This is a genomic window from Streptomyces sp. NPDC045899 (assembly GCF_056431485.1).
In genome coordinates, this window is the sequence record NZ_JBWKKP010000023.1 from 51278 (window position 1) to 66709 (window position 15432).

At 74.2% G+C, this 15432-nt stretch carries 12 protein-coding genes; 4 read left to right on the plus strand and 8 right to left on the minus strand.

Features of this window, described 5'->3' with window-relative positions; all coding sequences use genetic code 11:
• Positions 1–17: 17 nt before the first annotated feature.
• From AC07FT_RS28065 to AC07FT_RS28075, 3 genes are all read right to left on the minus strand, one after another.
• Positions 18–986, minus strand: coding sequence for a DUF979 domain-containing protein (locus tag AC07FT_RS28065; protein WP_479178657.1), 969 nt, complete (start codon positions 984–986; stop codon positions 18–20).
• Entirely contained in the window at positions 983–1705 is a 723-nt protein-coding gene (locus AC07FT_RS28070) for a DUF969 domain-containing protein (RefSeq protein ID WP_471204772.1), read from the minus strand. Before AC07FT_RS28070 ends, AC07FT_RS28065 begins: the two co-directional genes overlap by 4 nt.
• A 157-nt stretch (positions 1706–1862) precedes the next feature.
• Entirely contained in the window at positions 1863–2534 is a 672-nt protein-coding gene (locus AC07FT_RS28075; protein ID WP_479178738.1) for a GntR family transcriptional regulator, read from the minus strand.
• Positions 2535–2829: 295 nt separating this feature from the next.
• On the opposite strand from AC07FT_RS28075, the gene AC07FT_RS28080 reads away from it, so the two are divergent.
• The 3 genes from AC07FT_RS28080 to AC07FT_RS28090 are packed head-to-tail and all read left to right on the plus strand — an operon-like array spanning position 2830 to position 5224.
• Positions 2830–3609 (plus strand): LamB/YcsF family protein, encoded by a 780-nt coding sequence (locus AC07FT_RS28080; protein WP_479178658.1) that lies wholly within the window; start codon positions 2830–2832, stop codon positions 3607–3609.
• A complete protein-coding gene (pxpB, locus tag AC07FT_RS28085; RefSeq protein ID WP_479178660.1) occupies positions 3606–4307 on the plus strand; it encodes a 5-oxoprolinase subunit PxpB in 702 nt (233 codons plus the stop codon). The genes AC07FT_RS28080 and pxpB overlap by 4 nt, the downstream gene beginning before the upstream one ends.
• A complete protein-coding gene (locus tag AC07FT_RS28090) occupies positions 4304–5224 on the plus strand; it encodes a 5-oxoprolinase subunit C family protein (protein WP_479178661.1) in 921 nt (306 codons plus the stop codon). The genes pxpB and AC07FT_RS28090 overlap by 4 nt, the downstream gene beginning before the upstream one ends.
• 23 nt (positions 5225–5247) lie before the next feature.
• Here AC07FT_RS28090 and AC07FT_RS28095 read toward each other — a convergent pair whose 3' ends face one another.
• The 5 genes from AC07FT_RS28095 to AC07FT_RS28115 all read right to left on the minus strand — a co-directional run bounded on the left by AC07FT_RS28095 (position 5248) and on the right by AC07FT_RS28115 (position 13559).
• On the minus strand, positions 5248–5550 hold the full coding sequence (locus AC07FT_RS28095; RefSeq protein WP_479178662.1) for a WhiB family transcriptional regulator: 303 nt from the start codon (positions 5548–5550) through the stop codon (positions 5248–5250).
• 266 nt (positions 5551–5816) lie between these two features.
• Positions 5817–9431, minus strand: coding sequence for a hydantoinase B/oxoprolinase family protein (locus AC07FT_RS28100; protein WP_479178663.1), 3615 nt, complete (start codon positions 9429–9431; stop codon positions 5817–5819).
• A 70-nt stretch (positions 9432–9501) separates the two neighbouring features.
• Positions 9502–10785, minus strand: coding sequence for a glycosyltransferase (locus AC07FT_RS28105; protein WP_479178664.1), 1284 nt, complete (start codon positions 10783–10785; stop codon positions 9502–9504).
• Positions 10782–11936, minus strand: coding sequence for a glycosyltransferase family 4 protein (locus tag AC07FT_RS28110; RefSeq protein WP_479178666.1), 1155 nt, complete (start codon positions 11934–11936; stop codon positions 10782–10784). Before AC07FT_RS28110 ends, AC07FT_RS28105 begins: the two co-directional genes overlap by 4 nt.
• A gap of 198 nt (positions 11937–12134) precedes the next feature.
• Positions 12135–13559 (minus strand): HEAT repeat domain-containing protein, encoded by a 1425-nt coding sequence (locus AC07FT_RS28115; RefSeq protein WP_479178668.1) that lies wholly within the window; start codon positions 13557–13559, stop codon positions 12135–12137.
• Between the two features lie 310 nt (positions 13560–13869).
• Between AC07FT_RS28115 and AC07FT_RS28120 the strand changes: the two genes are divergently transcribed.
• Positions 13870–15375, plus strand: a complete 1506-nt coding sequence (locus AC07FT_RS28120) for a PP2C family protein-serine/threonine phosphatase (protein ID WP_479178669.1) — start codon at positions 13870–13872, stop codon at positions 15373–15375.
• Positions 15376–15432: the final 57 nt, after the last annotated feature.

Here is a 15432-nt window from a genome sequence, read left to right on the forward strand (position 1 = left end):
CTCCCTGCTTCGGGGCCTCAGAAGGCGAAGAGCGAGATGATGGCGATGTTGCAGACCAGCAGCGCCCCGGCGGTGGGGATCTGCGCCTTGATCGGCCCGTACTGGTCCTTGAGCTCCAGCAGCGCGGCGGGGACCAGGTTGAAGTTGGCGGCCATGGGGGTCACCAGCGTTCCGCAGAAGCCCGCGAGCATGCCGACGGCGAGCACCACGGGGGCGTCGCCGTGCATCTGCTCGATGAGCACGGGCCAGCCGATGGCGGCCGTCATCACCGGGAAGGCGGCGAAGGCGTTGCCCATGATGATGGTGAACAGGGCCATGCCGATGCAGTAGACGGCCACGGCGACGTACTTCTGGCCGTCCGGCAGCAGCTGTTCGGTGATCTTGCCGACCTGGTCGCCGACCCCGGCCACCTGGAAGATGGAACCCAGGACGGCGAGCAGTTGGGGCAGCAGCAGCGCCCAGCCCATGGACTCCAGCAGCGACCGCCCGGCGTGCAGCGATACCGACGGCCTGGGCTCGCGGACCACGACCATCGCGACCAGCAGGCCCGCGATCGCGCCGAAGCCGAGGCCGAGGATGGTCTCACTGCCGGTCTCGAGCACCGGGGTGCCGCCGATGTGCCAGTGTTTGACGGCCGAGGCGCAGACCACGGCGACCAGCGGGATGGTGAGCGCGGGGATGAACAGCCGGTTGCCGAGCCGCGCGGCGGAGGCGACCCGCTGTTCGGTGGTGGTGGTGCGCGGGACCCCGCGGCCCGTGAGGTTGAACCCGCTCAGAGCGACCATGGCGAGGACGGCGATGCCCAGCGGCTCGGCGGGGGCCTTCTTCTCGGTCACCCAGGAGCTGTAGAAGAAGCAGGCGCCCAGCAGTCCCCAGAAGGCCGCGGAACCGTGGCGCTTGGGGTTGCTGCGGTCGAAGAGCATCTGCGCGGCCATGGCGAGGAAGACGGCGCCGACGAGCCAGAAGAACCACTCGGCCTTGATCACTTGGCCTCCTCCGCGGTGCGGCTGCGCTCGGCAGCGGACGTTCCGCCCGAGGCGGCGATCTCGTGCTCCAGCGTGCGGTCCAGGCGCAGCAGCCGGAAGCCGTGGATGAGGAAGGCACAGACGGCGGTGGGGATGGCCCACAGCGCGAGCTGCAGCGGTTCCAGGTGGGTGTGGTAGGTGGAGTTGACGAAGCCGGTGATCAGCAGGATCGAGCCGATGGCGAGGAAGCAGTCCTCGCCGAAGAACAGCCCCACCGTGTCGGAGCTGGCGGAGTAGGAGCGGATCCGCTCCCGCACCGTGTCCGGGAGCGGGCCGTGGCGCCGTTCGGCGGCCCCTTCGGCCATGGGCGCGACCATGGGGCGCACACTCTGGGCCGGGCCGCCGATGCTGGTGAGGCCGAAGGCCGCGGTCAGCTGGCGCAGGGCCAGGTAGAGCGCGAGGAACCGGCCGGTGGTGAGCTTGCCCAGCCTGCCGATGAGGGTCCGGGCCTGCTCCTGGAGCCCGTGGCGCTCCAGGAGGCCGATGACCGGGAGGGTGATGACGAAGATCGTCACCGAGCGGCTGGAGGCGAAGCCGTTGCCGAAGGCCGCGAGGACCTCCTGGGGCGACAGCTTGCCCAGCAGCCCGGTGGCGATACCGGCGACCCCGACCACCAGCAGGGGATTGCGTCGTGTGGCGAACCCGAGGATCACCACGAGAACGCCAAGGAGAACGATCATGCGTCCCGCCTTCCGCGCGCAGGACCTCATGGCGCCGAGCCGTGGTGCGGCGGCATGAGGAGAACGCACCGGAGGCTAGATGTTCGTTCAACGATCCGACAAGAGCCTGAAACCGACTTGTTCTCGAAGACCCTGATCGTTTACTGCGGCGAAACGGCTAGGCGCGGGCCACTTTCTGCGCGTACGCCTCCACCAACTGCCGCTGGGAGTCGTCCAGATAGGAGGCGAGGAGCCGCTCGGCCTCGACCGCGTCCCCGGTCTGGAGCACCTCGAGGATCTGCCGGTTGCGGACCAGGTACGGGGCGTGGAAGCGGCGGGGGTCGGCCATCACATGGAAGACCAGCCGCAGCTCGGCCAGGACCGCGCGCATCAGCTCGTCGGCGCGCGGGCTCCCCGCGAGGGAGACGATCGCCTGGTGGAAGCGGATGTTGGCGGTGGACAGGTCCTGCCAGGACCGCTCGTGCACCGCGCGCTCGCCCGCCGCCACCGCCGCCTCGACCGCGCCCAGCGGGTACGGCGGCTCCCCCAGGCCGCGCAGCGTGGCGCATTCGACCAGCCTGCGCAGGCGGTAGAGGTCATTGAGGTCGTCGACGGTGACCACCCGGACGAACACCCCGCGGTTGAGCTCGTGGACCAGCAGCCGTTCATGGGTGAGCAGGCGGAACGCCTCGCGCAGGGTGTTGCGGGAGACACCCAGGGCGCCCTTGACGCTGTCCTCGGAGAGCCGGGTCCCGGGCGGGAAGAAGCCCTCGGCGATACGGTCGCGGAGGATGTCCGCGACCCGCTCCGCGGTGCTGGTGCGGCCCAGCAGCGCCCGGTCGGCCTCCAGCCCCGGAACCCCGGGGACCGCGGAGCCCTCCGAGACCTCCGACGCCTGGGCGAGCCGATGCTCCGCACCTTTCACACCGTTGGACCCGTTCTCCCCATTCGCCACTTTTTCTCCTTTTCGCGGCTTCACGTGTTCCGTATCGCGAGAAGTCAAGCCCAGAAACGAGAGCGGGACAACAACACTCTTGTCGGATCGTTCAACGATCGCCTACCTTGGCGCTCAACCGCATCGCCCTCGCGTACGTCCCTTCCCCCGTACGCCCTCCACGCCCCCGTACACGCCCGAACGGACGGTTATGACCGCACCCTTGGCGAACCCGTCGATCGACCTCAACGCCGACCTCGGCGAGGGCTTCGGCCGCTGGCAGCTCACCGATGACGACGCCCTGCTGTCCATCGTCAGCAGCGCCAACGTCGCATGCGGTTTCCACGCGGGCGATCCGTCGACCATGCGCCGGGTGTGCGAGCTGGCCGCCGAGCGCGGGGTCCGCATCGGGGCCCAGGTCTCCTACCGGGACCTGGCGGGCTTCGGGCGGCGGGCCATGGACGTCCCGGCGCGTGAACTGGCCGATGAGATCGCCTACCAGATCGGCGCGTTGGAGATCTTCGCCCGCGCGGCCGGATCACGGGTGTCCTACGTCAAACCGCACGGCGCGCTGTACAACCGCTGTGTGCACGACGCGGACCAGGCCGCCGCCGTCGTCGACGGCATCACGCTCGCGGCGGGCGGTCCGCTGCCCGTCATGGGTCTGCCCGGGTCGCGGCTCCACGAGGCGGCCCGCGCGGCCGGACTGCCGGTGGTCGCCGAAGCCTTCGCCGACCGCTCCTACACCGCGGCGGGCACCCTGGTGCCGCGGACCGAGCCCGGTGCCGTGGTCTCCGACCCGGACGCGGTGGTCAAACGCGCCCTGGGGTTCGCCCGGGACCAGTCGGTCACCTCGCTCGACGGCCAGCGGATCGAGGTGGCGGCGCGCTCCCTGTGCCTCCACGGCGACACCCCCGGCGCCGCCGAGCTCGCCCGCCGGGTGCGCGGCGAGCTCACGGCCGCGGGCGTGCGCGTGGCGGCGTTCGCGTGACCCTCCGGAGCCTGCCCGTCGGCGATCACGGACTGCTCGTCGAACTCGGCAGCGGCGACGAGGCCGAGGCGCTCCACGCCGAGCTGCTGCGCCGGGCGGCCGACGGACGGCTGCCCGCGGTGCGCGAGATCGTGCCCGCCGCCCGCACCGTGCTGCTCGACGGCCTGGCGGACCCCGGCGGACTCGCCGCCGAACTGCCCGGCTGGGACATCGCGCCGCTCGCCCGCGGTGACGGCGCCACCGTCGAGGTCCCGGTGCGCTACGACGGCCCCGACCTCGCCGAGGTCGCCGACCTCTGGGGGGTCACCCCCGAGGAGGCGGTGCGCGTCCACAGCGGCACCGAGTTCCGTGTCGCCTTCTGCGGATTCGCGCCCGGCTTCGGCTATCTCACCGGACTCCCCGAGCGGTTCGCGGTACCGCGCCGCGCCACCCCGAGGACCAGGGTCCCGGTGGGCTCGGTAGCGCTCGCGGGCCCCTACACCGGCGTCTATCCGCGCTCGTCCCCCGGCGGCTGGCAGCTCATCGGCACCACCGACACCGTGCTGTGGGACGCCACGCGGGAACCGGCGGCGCTGCTCACCCCCGGCACCCGCGTCCGTTTCGTACCCGTTGACGTCCTCCCCCTCGACAGCGGCACGAGCGCCGCGGAAGGGGCGACGGCCGGGGAGCCGACCGCCCGGGAAGGGAGCCGGACATGACCGACAGCGCCTTCTCGGTCGAACGGGCGGGAGCCCTGACCACCGTCCAGGACCTGGGCCGGACCGGCCATGCCCATCTCGGCGTACCCCGCTCCGGCGCCCTGGACCAGCCCGCGCACCGGCTCGCCAACCGCCTGGTGGGGAACGCGGACGACGCCGCCACCCTGGAGACCACCCTGACCGGCTGCGCGGTGCGGCCACGCCGCGCCGCGACCGTGGCCGTCACCGGCGCGCCCTGCGCCGTCTCGGTCGACGGCCGCCCCGCCGCGTGGGGCGCGCCCGTGCGCGTACCGGCCGGTGCGCTGCTGGAGCTCGGGGCCGCCACCCACGGCGTACGCAGCTATCTGGCGTTCGACGGCGGGGTCGCGGCGGACCCGGTGCTCGGCAGCCGCGCCACCGATGTGCTCTCCGGGCTCGGTCCGGCCCCGCTCGCGGACGGCGCGGTGCTCGCGCTCGGGACCGCCGCAGGCGCGCCGCCCGCGGTGGACGTGGTCCCGCACCGGGGTGTGCCACGGGAGCTGGTGCTCCCGGTGGTGCTCGGACCGCGCGACGACTGGTTCACCGCGGCGGGGCTGCGCACCCTGGCCACCGGTGGCTTCCGGGTGTCGGCCGCCAGCAACCGGATCGGGCTGCGGACCGAGGGCCCCGCCCTGGAACGGGCGCGGGAGGGTGAACTGCCCAGTGAGGGCATGGCGCTCGGCGCCATCCAGGTGCCGCCCGACGGCCGTCCGGTGCTCTTCCTGGCCGACCATCCGACGACCGGCGGCTATCCGGTCGTGGGCGTCGTCCCGGAGCGGTGGCTGGCCGCCGCGGCACAGGCCGTACCGGGCACCGGGGTGCGGTTCACCCCGCTGGGACGGGTCTTCTGGGGGCGGACGGCTCCGGCACCGTCTCCGGAGCGGGCACGGCGGGGGTAGCGGGGCCGGTCCCAGGCGGCCGCTCAGTGGGCGGCACGGCGCCCCCCGGCGTGCGCCACGGCCCGCTCCTGGTCGGCGTTCTTCCTGCCACGGCGCTGTCCCCGGCGGCGCAGCGCCCGGCGCTCCTCCTCGCCGGTGCCGCCCCACACTCCGTGGGTCATCCCGGCCTCGAGCGCGTACTCCAGACACGCCTGGGCCACCGGGCAGCCCTCGCAGACCTGCTTGGCGCGGGCCTCCTGCTGCTGCGCGGCGGGGCCCGCGATGCCCACCGGGAAGAAGAGTTCGGGGTCCTCGTGCGTACATGCGGCGTTCTGCCACCAGGCCATGGCTGCCCCTTTCCGAGAATGCGTCGTATGCGTGAAGTCCGTTATGGCGACCCGCGCTCGACCTCGCCGTGCCTACGTCCGCGGGGTGGGCGCCCGTGTCATGCGGAGCGCATCCCGGGCGGGTTCGCTATGTATCGGGTTACCGACGGCCGCCACCGCAAACGGTCTTGAACGCGCCATACATCACAACGGGGGAATCAACCTACTCACGGTGCCCGCTCCCGCAACCCCCCGTCACGGAGTTCTTCGAGCGGTTCTTCGGGCGTTCACTCCGCCGCGTGATTCTCCGGGGGACCGTAACCGCCGCCGCCCGGGGTGTGGACCACCAGGACATCACCCGGGCCGACCTCCGCCGTGTCGCGGCCGCCGAGGGGTTCGACGGTGCCGTCGGCCCGCTCGACCAGGTTGGCGCCGAGCCCGCCCGGCTCCCCGCCCGCCATTCCGTACGGGGGCACCCGGCGGTGGCCGGTGAGCAGCGCGACGGTCATCGGCTCCAGGAAGCGCAGACGGCGGGTGACCCCGTGGCCACCGTGCCACCGGCCGCGGCCCCCGCTGCCGGCGCGGATCCCGAAGCTCTCCACGCGCACCGGATACCGCCACTCCAGCACTTCGGGATCGGTCAGCCGGGAATTGGTCATATGGGTCTGCACCGCGTCCGCGCCGTCGAAGCCGTCGCCCGCGCCGGAGCCGCTGGCCACGGTCTCGTAGTACTGCACCCGGTCGTTCCCGAAGGTCACGTTGTTCATCGTGCCCGAGCCCTCGGCCTGGGTGCCCAGGGCCGCGTAGAGGGCCCCGGTGACCGCCTGGGAGGTCTCCACGTTGCCCGCCACGGTGGCGGCCGGATGGACCGGCGCCAGCATGCAGCCCGGTGGGATCCGCACGTCCAGGGGTTTCAGACAGCCGCTGTTGAGCGGGATGTCCTCGGCCACCAGGGTGCGGAAGACGTAGAGCACCGCGGCCATCACCACCGAACTGGGCGCGTTGTCGTTGCCCGGCCGCTGCGGTGAGGTGCCGGTGAAGTCCAGGACGGCGCCCCGGGCCGCGCGGTCCACGGTCACGCCGACCTGGATGACGGCGCCGCCGTCGGTCTCGTAGCGGTACGCGCCGTCGCCGAGGGCGGAGACGACCCGGCGCACCGACTCCTCCGCGTTGTCCTGGACGTGGCCCATGTAGGCGTGCACCACATCCAGGCCGAACTGGCCGATCATCCGCCGCAGTTCCTGGATGCCCTTCTCGTTGGCGGCGATCTGGGCGCGCAGATCGGCGAGGTTGGCGTCCGGGGCACGGGACGGGTAGGGCCCCGCGGTCAGCAGCTCACGGGTCTCCGCCTCGCGCAGCGCCCCGTCGCGCACCAGCAGCCAGTTGTCGAAGAGGACGCCCTCCTCCTCGATGACGCGGCTGAACGCGGGCATGGAGCCGGGGGTGATCCCGCCGATCTCGGCGTGGTGGCCGCGTGAGGCGACGAGGAAGAGCGGAGCGGTGCCCGCGTCGTCGAAGACCGGGGTGACCACGGTGACGTCCGGCAGATGGGTGCCGCCGTGGTACGGGTCGTTGATGGCGTACACATCGCCCGGCCGCATCGTGTCCCCGTTGCGCCGCAGCACCTCCTTGATGGACTCGCCCATGGAGCCCAGGTGGACCGGGATGTGGGGGGCGTTGGCGATCAGATTGCCCGTCGCGTCGAACAGCGCGCAGGAGAAGTCCAGCCGCTCCTTGATGTTGACGGAGTGGGCGGTGTTCTCCAGGCGCGACCCCATCTGTTCGGCGATGGCCATGAAGAGGCTGTTGAACACCTCCAGCAGCACCGGGTCCACCTCGGTGCCCACCGCCGCCGTGCGCGGCCGCGGCCGGACCCGGGTGAGCAGCAGATGGCCGTGGTCGCCCACGGCCGCCTGCCAGCCGGGGTCGACCACGGTGGTGGCGTCGTCCTCGGCGATGACCGCGGGGCCGCCGACCCGGTCCCCGGGGCGCATCCCGGCCCGTGCGTACAGCGCCGTCTCGCGCCGGCTCCCCCCGGTGTACATCCGCACGGTGGCGACGGGCTCCGCCGCGCCCTCCCGGGGCGGCGGTGCCGTCGCGTGGCCGCCGGCGGGCCCGGCCGCGCCGACCGCCTCCACCGACACCGCCTCGGCCACCAGTGGCTTGTCCATGGTGAAGGCGTAGCGGGCGCGGTGGGCCCGGACGAACCCCTCCGTCATCGCGGGGACGGTGTCCAGGGGGACCGGGAGGGTGGAGTCGGTGCCCGCGTAGCGCAGATGGACCCGCGCCTCGGTGGTCACGGTGTCCTCCGGGACACCGTCGTCGAGCAGTTCGGCGCGGGTCCGCCGCGCCAGCCGCGCGCACAGCTCGCGCACCCGGGGCAGCGACTCCTCCGACAACTCGGCCTCGACCGCCTGTTCCCGCATGGCGGTGGCGTCGGCCACCCCGATCCCGTACGCGGAGAGCACACCGGCCAGCGGCGGCACGATCACCGTGCCGATACCGAGTGCGTCGGCCACCGCGCACGCGTGCTGGCCGCCCGCGCCGCCGAAGCTGGTGAGCGCGTAGCGGGTGACGTCATGGCCGCGCTGTACGGAGATCTTCTTGACCGCGTTGGCCATGTTGAGGACCGCGATGTCCAGGAAGCCCGCGGCCACGTCCTCCGGGCCGCGGGCGTCGCCGGTGGCCTCGGCGATCTCCTCGGCGAGCCGGGTGAACCGCTCGCGGACGGTGTCCGCGTCCAGCGGCCGGTCGGCGTGCGGACCGAACACCGCGGGGAAGTGGTCCGGCTGCACCCGGCCCAGCATCACATTGGCGTCGGTCACGGTCAGCGGGCCGCCACGGCGGTAGCAGGCGGGGCCGGGGACGGCACCGGCCGAGTCCGGGCCCACCCGGTAGCGCCGTCCGTCGAAGTGCAGCACCGAACCGCCGCCCGCGGCCACGGTGTGGATGTTCATCATGGGCGCCCGCATCCGCACCCCGGCCACCTCGGTGCCGAAGACGCGCTCGAACTCACCCGCGTAGTGCGACACATCGGTCGAGGTGCCACCCATGTCGAAGCCGATGACCCGGTCGTGCCCGGCCTCCCGCGACGACCGCGCCATCCCCACCACACCGCCCGCGGGTCCGGAGAGCACCGCGTCCTTGCCGCGGAAGTGCGCGGCCTCCCGCAGCCCGCCGCTGGACTGCATGAACATCAGCCGGACACCGCGCAGTTCGCGGGCCACGTCCTCGACATAGCGGCGCAGGATCGGGGAGAGATACGCGTCCACCACGGTGGTGTCGCCCCGGGACACCAGCTTCATCAGCGGGCTGACCTCATGGGAACAGCTGATCTGGGTGAAGCCCAGCTCCCGGGCGGTGGTGGCGAGGGCCCGTTCGTGCGCGGTGTGGCGGTAGCCATGTGTCAGCACGACGGCGGCGGCTCGGAACCCGTCGCGGTACGCGGCGCGCAGCGCCCCGGTGGCCGCGCCGAGGTCGAGCGGTGTGACGACCCCGCCATGGGCGTCCACCCGTTCGGGGACCTCGATCACCCGGTCGTACAGCGCCTCGGGCAACACGATCCGGCGGTCGAAGAGCCGCGGCCGGTTCTGGTACGCGATCCGCAGCGCGTCCCGGAACCCCTCGGTGACCACGAGGACGGTCGGCTCCCCCGTGCGCTCCAGCAGCGCGTTGGTGGCGACGGTGGTCCCCATCTTCACGACGGCGATCCGGTCGGCCGGGACCGGCTCCCCGGGCGCGAGTCCGAGGGTCTGCCGGATCCCGGCGACGGCGGCGTCCTGGTGACGCTCGGGGTGGTGGGACAGGAGCTTGCGGGTGACGAGGCGGCCGTCGGGGCGTTTGCCGACGACGTCCGTGAAGGTCCCGCCACGGTCGATCCAGAACTCCCAGCGACCGGTCACCCTGCCATTGTCGCAGGCCGGGGCCGGGTGGGCCCGGGTTCGCCGGGTACCGGTGCGGCGCGGACCGCGTTCACCGCGCACCGTCCACGGCCCGGTGGACGCGGGCGGGGCGGTGGGGTGCGGAACCGTGCAGCGGACCCCGGGGACCGTCGTGCGCGGTGTCCGCGGCCGTCCCGTGCCGCGGCGCGCAGGTGCCCGGCGAGGCGTCATGGGCGGCCAGGAACGCGGCGACCGCGCCGGGCCAGCCGTACGCCTCCGCACGGGCCCGGGCCATCGCCCGGCGCAGCGGCTCCGGGCGGTCCAGGATCCGTTCCACCGCGTCCGCGAACGCCGGTCCGGTGTCGGCGGCCGCCGCGCCCGCCGCCCCGACGATGGCCGGGAGGGCGGAGAGTTCGCTCACCACGACGGGCGAACCGCACGCCAGCGCCTCCAGCGCGGCCAGGCCGAAGGTCTCCGCCGGTCCCGGCGCCAGGACGGCGTCCGCGCTCGCCTGGAGTGCGGCGAGCCCTGCCCGGTCCGCTACATGACCGAGGAAGGACACCGGCAGTCCCTCCGCCCTGGCGCGGGCCTCCAGCCGTCCGCGCAGCGGGCCGTCGCCCGCGACGACGAGCGCCGCGGGTACGCCGCGCCGCCGGAGTTCGGCGAGGGCGTCCAGGGCGCGGCCCGGCCGCTTCTCCGGTGAGAGCCGCGACGCCAGCAGGAGCAGCACCGCGGCCCCGCCGCGGTGCCGGTCGCGCAGCCGTGGATCATGGCGGGCGGGGTGGAAGTGGTCGAGGTCCACACCCAAGGGGGCGCGTACGACGTTTCGCGCGCCGATGCGGATGAACTCGCGCGCCGCCCATTCCGTGGTGCAGACGATCCGCGCGTACGCCCGCGCGGTCCGCCGGTTGAGCCGGTCGGCCGCCGCCTCGGCGAACCGCCCGGGGGCGCCCCAGGTGCGCAGCACCGCGTCCGCGCTCTCATGGGAGACCATCACGGCGGGAACGCGGGCGCGCCGCGCCCACTCCCCCGTCCAGCGCAGGGTGGTGCGGTCGGAGACCTCCAGCCGGTCGGGGGCGAGCGACTCCAGCAGGGCGCTGAGCCGCCGCCGGTCGGTGAGGACGCGATAGCCACCGGTACCGGGGACGCACGGCCCGGGCAGGGTGATCACCCGCCCCTGGCGGGTGTGCTCGTCGCGGGCGCGCTCCCCCGGCACCACCAGCACGGGCTCATGACCGGCGGCCAGGTAGCCCGCGCCGAGCTCCCGCAGGGCGGTGCGCAGGCCGCCGGAGGAGGGGGTGACGAAGTTGGCGAGCCGGACGATGCGCAGCGGGGCGCGCACCGGGACCGGCTGGTCCATGCGGTCGTCGGTCATGCCGCCACCGCCGTACGGTCCATCAGCACCTCGGCGTAGTGGTCGACCAGTTGGTCGACGACGACGCCCCAGGTGCGGCCCGCGACCGCGTCCCGCGCGGCGCGCCCGAGCGACGCGCGCAAGCCCACGTCGGCCCCGAGCAGCGCGGCGGCGTCCCGCACCGCCCCGGCGTCCCCGGGCGGCACCAGCAGCCCGGTCCGGCCGTGGGCGACGAGGTCCAGCGGCCCTCCCGCGGCGGGCGCGACCACCGCGACCCCGCTGGCCTGTGCCTCCTGCACGGTCTGGCAGAAGGTCTCCTGCGGTCCGGTGTGCGCGAAGACGTCCAGCGAGGCGAAGAGGCGGGCCAGTTCGTCCCCGGTGCGACGGCCGAGGAACCGGGCGCCGGGCAGCGCGGCCCGCAGCGCGGGTTCGCTGGGCCCGTCGCCCACCACGACGACCCGGACGCCGGGTACGGCGCACAGCGGGGCCAGGAGTTCGACGTTCTTCTCGGGGGCGAGACGGCCGACGTAGCCGACGATCAGCTCACCTCCGGGCGCGAGCTCACGGCGCAGCCCGGGGTCACGGCGGGAGGGGCGGAACCGCTCGGTGTCCACCCCGCGCGGCCACAGCCGGACCCGCGGCACCCCGTGCTCCTCGAGGTCGCGGGCGGCGGCGGTGGACGGGGCGAGGGTCCGGTCGGCCGCGGTGTGCACGGCGCGGATCCGCCGCCAGGCCGCGTTCTCCCCGGCCCCGAGGTAGGTACGGGCGTAGCCGCCCAGATCGGTCTGGTAGACGGCGACGGCCGGTATCCGCAGCCGCAGCGCGGCCGTCATCCCGCGTGCCCCCAGGACGAAGGGACTGGCGAGGTGGACGAGGTCGCTGCCGTGCGCGGTGATCGCGGCGGCGAGGCGGCGGCTGGGGAGCGCGACGCGCACCTGGGGATAGCCGGGCAGCGGAAGTGACGGGACGCGGACCACGGGGTAGGGGCGCTCGGGCTCCGCCTCCGCCGGTGGTTCGCTCCCGGTGGCGGACGGGCCGCCGGGCGGTGCGGCGGGGGCGATGACCAGCGGTTCGTGGCCGCGCCGGTGGAGGTGGTCGGCCGTCTGGAGCGCGCAGTGGGCGACACCGTTGATGTCGGGCGGGAAGGATTCAGTCACGAGGGCGACACGCATACCGGTGTTCTCGGCGCACGAGAGGTGGCCCCGGCATCGGGCACGTTGCGCGCCGTGGAACGTCCCATGAGCGTTGGCCCTCGGCGTCCCGGAGCACCGGTCCGGTCACCGTGGGTGCGCACCGGCCGGGGCGGGACATCGCCTTGGGCACCCCGGTGGATTCAGAGCGGCGCCCGGTGGATCAGGGCGCCCGGTGGATCAGACGCCCGCCGCGTCGGGACCGATGCGGCTGCGGACCGCGGTCTGGACGTCCGCCTCCTCGGCGGGATCGGCGGCCAGCCGGCGGAGCTGCTCCACCACCCGGGCGTCGGCGGTGGCCGCGTGGTGGGCGGCGACCTCGCGGGTGGTCTCCTCGCAGTCCCACAGACACTCGACGGCGAAGCCGGCCGCGAAGGACGGATCGGTGGCGGCGAGCGCGCGGGCGGCGCGGCCGCGGAGGTGGGAGGAGGCCGTTTCGCGGTAGATGTGGCGCAGCACGGGTGCGGCGCAGGTGATCGCGAGACGTCCGGCGCCGTCGACCAGGGTCCACAGCGCCTGGGCATCGGGGCCGTCACCGCGCACGGTGCGGCGCAGGGCGGTGAGGACGAGCGGGGCGTCGTACTGGCCGCCGCGGCAGGCGAGCATCACGGCGGCCGCGTCGCCGAGGGGGTCGGGGCGGTGGGCCCAGATCCGGGCCCGGTCCAGCGCGGTGATGCTGCGCATCCGCTCAAAGGCGGAGAGGGCCGCCTGGGAGACCAGTTCGGTGGCGTCCGGTTCGGTCACGGCGCGTTCGATCAGGTCCAGCACCTCGGGGTCACCGGTCTCCGCGAGGTGCCGCAGGGCGGCGGCGCGGGCCGCGTCCGGGGCGGAGGCGGCGGCGGTGAGCAGCTCGGGCCGGTCCTCGGGACCGGCGACGGCGATGAGGCAGCGGGCCGCGGCGTCCGGGGTGCGGGCGCTCGGCCGCAGGTCGTGCTCCTGCTGGGCCCAGCGCAGGACGTCCTGGACGCTCCAGCCGGGGCGCGGCCCGGTGGGCCGCAGCTGCCGCTGCCAGCGGTCGAAGGCACCCTGCTCCTGCGCGGCGCGCACCCGCGGTCCATGGCGCGGGTCGTCGGCCCACAGCCGCCACGGCCGGGGTTCGTAGGCGCCGCGCACGGCGACGGCCAGCTCGGTGTCGCCGTCGGGGGTCTCCGGGAAGCGGGCGAGGATCGCGGGGGCGAGGGCGCGCAGCCCGGTGTCGTCGTCCCGCAGGGCCAGCTCGTCCAGGGCCCATGCCCAGTTGGACCCGGCCGCGGCGTAGCGGCGCAGCAGCCGCAGGGCGTCGAGCCGGTCGTAGGAGGCGAGGTGGCCGAGGACGGCCAGGGCCAGCCCGGTGCGCTGCTCATCGGTGTCGAGCAGGTCGTCGGGGTGGAAGAGGTGCTGTTCGATCGTGTCCAGGTCCGCGTCGAGGTCGAGACAGAGCCGGGCGTAGTAGAGGGAGCGGTTCTCGACCTGCCAGTCACGGCGGGGGTCGCGCAGCACGCAGTGGTGCAGTGCCGCGAGCGCCTCGGCCCGCGGCGCCGCGAGGGCGTGCAGGGTCCCGTCGCCGCGGCCTCGCTGAAGGAGGCCGAGCAGGGTGCCGCTGGGCGCTATGTCTGGATCGAACATGAGGTCAGCATCCGGTGCGGGAGGTTCGCTGGCAACGGGATTTCCGTCGTCCGGCATTCTTGCCGGTGTCCGGGTGCGGTATGCCTGCGGGGCGCCCGGACTGTAGGGATTCCCGAGCGCCGCAGCCTACCGGAACCAATTCCTCCGGCGGGTACGGGCGAAATGTCCCGGGAAAGCCGCTGGCATATGCCAGAAGCACCACCGGATCGGGTATTGCCAAACCGGTTACGGGATGTCGCAGCCTGTGCAACAGTCGTAACCGGTCCAGCCCCATGAAACCGGCCGCGCCGCGCCCGTATCGGAGAACGTCATGCCGTCCCCCCGCTCCGCGGACCAGCCCGCCGTCCAGCCGCCCCGCCGCGGCACGGTCGACGCCCTCATCTCGCAGACCGAGCGGCTCCGCGGCAGGGTCGACGCCGTCCGCCGCGATACGACGACGGCCGGTCTGGACGGGCGGAACGATTCGCAGCTCCGCTGGCAGCGCGCGCTGTGCGATCTCGCCGTCCACCATCTGGACGACCTCGGCCAGCACCTGGGCCAGCTGCGCGAGGGGCTGCCCGTGGACCGGTCGGAAGGGACCACCGGGCGGGCCGTGCCCGAGCCCCGCACCGGGGACGGCGGCGCCAAGGCCGCGGACGACGTCACCGAGCCGGTCACCGGGGCCCCGCGCGATTCGCTGCTCAGCCGGGTCGGCAGCGCCGAGTGGAACCTGCTCACCGACGAGGTGGTCTGGTCCGACGAGCTGTGCCGGATCTTCGGCCGCGACCCGCGGGACGGCGGGCTCAGCCTGGACGAGCTGCCCTCCTGGGTCCGCCCCGAGGACCAGCCGGTGCTGACCGGCATGGTCACCGACTGCCTGGTGGACGGGAAGCCGGTCGAGGGCGAGTTCCGGGTGGTGCGCACGGACGGCGCGGTCCGCACCCTCCACCTGGCGGGTGAGCCGGTGTTCCACGCCGACGGCAGCACCGCGTCCATGTGGGCCGTGCTCCGGGACGTCAGCGAGCTGCGCCGCAGCCAGCGGGCGGTGCACGAGACGCAGGACTCCTTCCAGCGCCAGCGGTACGCCGCCCGCGCCGAGCACCGGCTGGCCGTCGAACTCCAGGAGGCCGTACTGCCGCCCTGGCGCGGTTCACTGCGGCTGCCGGACCGCGGCGCCCCGGGCGGCCCGGCCCGGGACTCCGGCCTCGACCTGGCCGCCCACTACCTCCCCTCCGAGACCAGCGCGCGGATCGGCGGCGACTGGTACGACGCGCTCGAACTCCCCGACGGGCAGACCCTGCTCAGCGTCGGCGACCTCACCGGCCACGGGGTCACCGCGACCTCGGGGATGGCCATGCTGCTCGGTGCCGTCCGCGGGATGGCGGTCGCCGGAATCGACCCGGGACCGCTGATGGACCGGCTCAACCAGCTGCTCGGGGTCTCCTCGCAGCCCGCGCTGGGCAGCGCCGTCTGCGGCCGGTACGACCCGCGCACCCGCACCCTGCTGTGGGCACAGGCCGCCCACCCCGCCCCCCTGCTGTTCCGCGGCGGGACGGGACGCGCGCTGACACCGCCGGGAGGGGTGCTGCTCGGCGCCACCACCGGCGCCGCGTACACCCAGGCCGAAGAACGGCTGGAGCCCGGGGACCTGCTGCTGATGCACACCGGAGGGCTCACCCCGGATGCCGGGGCCGCCACCGAGCGGCTGCTCGCCCTCGCACCGAGGTTCACCGCCGCCCGCGGCGCACAGGACTGCGTACGGACGGTGGTCGAGGCGTTCGGTGATGAGCGCCGCGAGGGCGACGCCTGTGTGCTGATCGCCCGGGTCGGCCGCTAGGGCGTGTCCGCGTGCGTGCCAGGCGTCGCGGGCCCGGCGGGACCTTGCGGACACGAC

Excerpts from the sequence above, each read along its gene's own strand:
- AC07FT_RS28070 (WP_471204772.1), bottom strand. The coding sequence starts at position 1,705 with ATGATCGTTCTCCTTGGCGTTCTCGTGGTGATCCTCGGGTTCGCCACA.
- AC07FT_RS28080 (WP_479178658.1), top strand. The coding sequence starts at position 2,830 with ATGACCGCACCCTTGGCGAACCCGTCGATCGACCTCAACGCCGACCTC.
- AC07FT_RS28090 (WP_479178661.1), top strand. The coding sequence starts at position 4,304 with ATGACCGACAGCGCCTTCTCGGTCGAACGGGCGGGAGCCCTGACCACC.
- AC07FT_RS28095 (WP_479178662.1), bottom strand. The coding sequence starts at position 5,550 with ATGGCCTGGTGGCAGAACGCCGCATGTACGCACGAGGACCCCGAACTC.
- AC07FT_RS28105 (WP_479178664.1), bottom strand. The coding sequence starts at position 10,785 with ATGACCGACGACCGCATGGACCAGCCGGTCCCGGTGCGCGCCCCGCTG.
- AC07FT_RS28110 (WP_479178666.1), bottom strand. The coding sequence starts at position 11,936 with ATGCGTGTCGCCCTCGTGACTGAATCCTTCCCGCCCGACATCAACGGT.
- AC07FT_RS28115 (WP_479178668.1), bottom strand. The coding sequence starts at position 13,559 with ATGTTCGATCCAGACATAGCGCCCAGCGGCACCCTGCTCGGCCTCCTT.
- AC07FT_RS28120 (WP_479178669.1), top strand. The coding sequence starts at position 13,870 with ATGCCGTCCCCCCGCTCCGCGGACCAGCCCGCCGTCCAGCCGCCCCGC.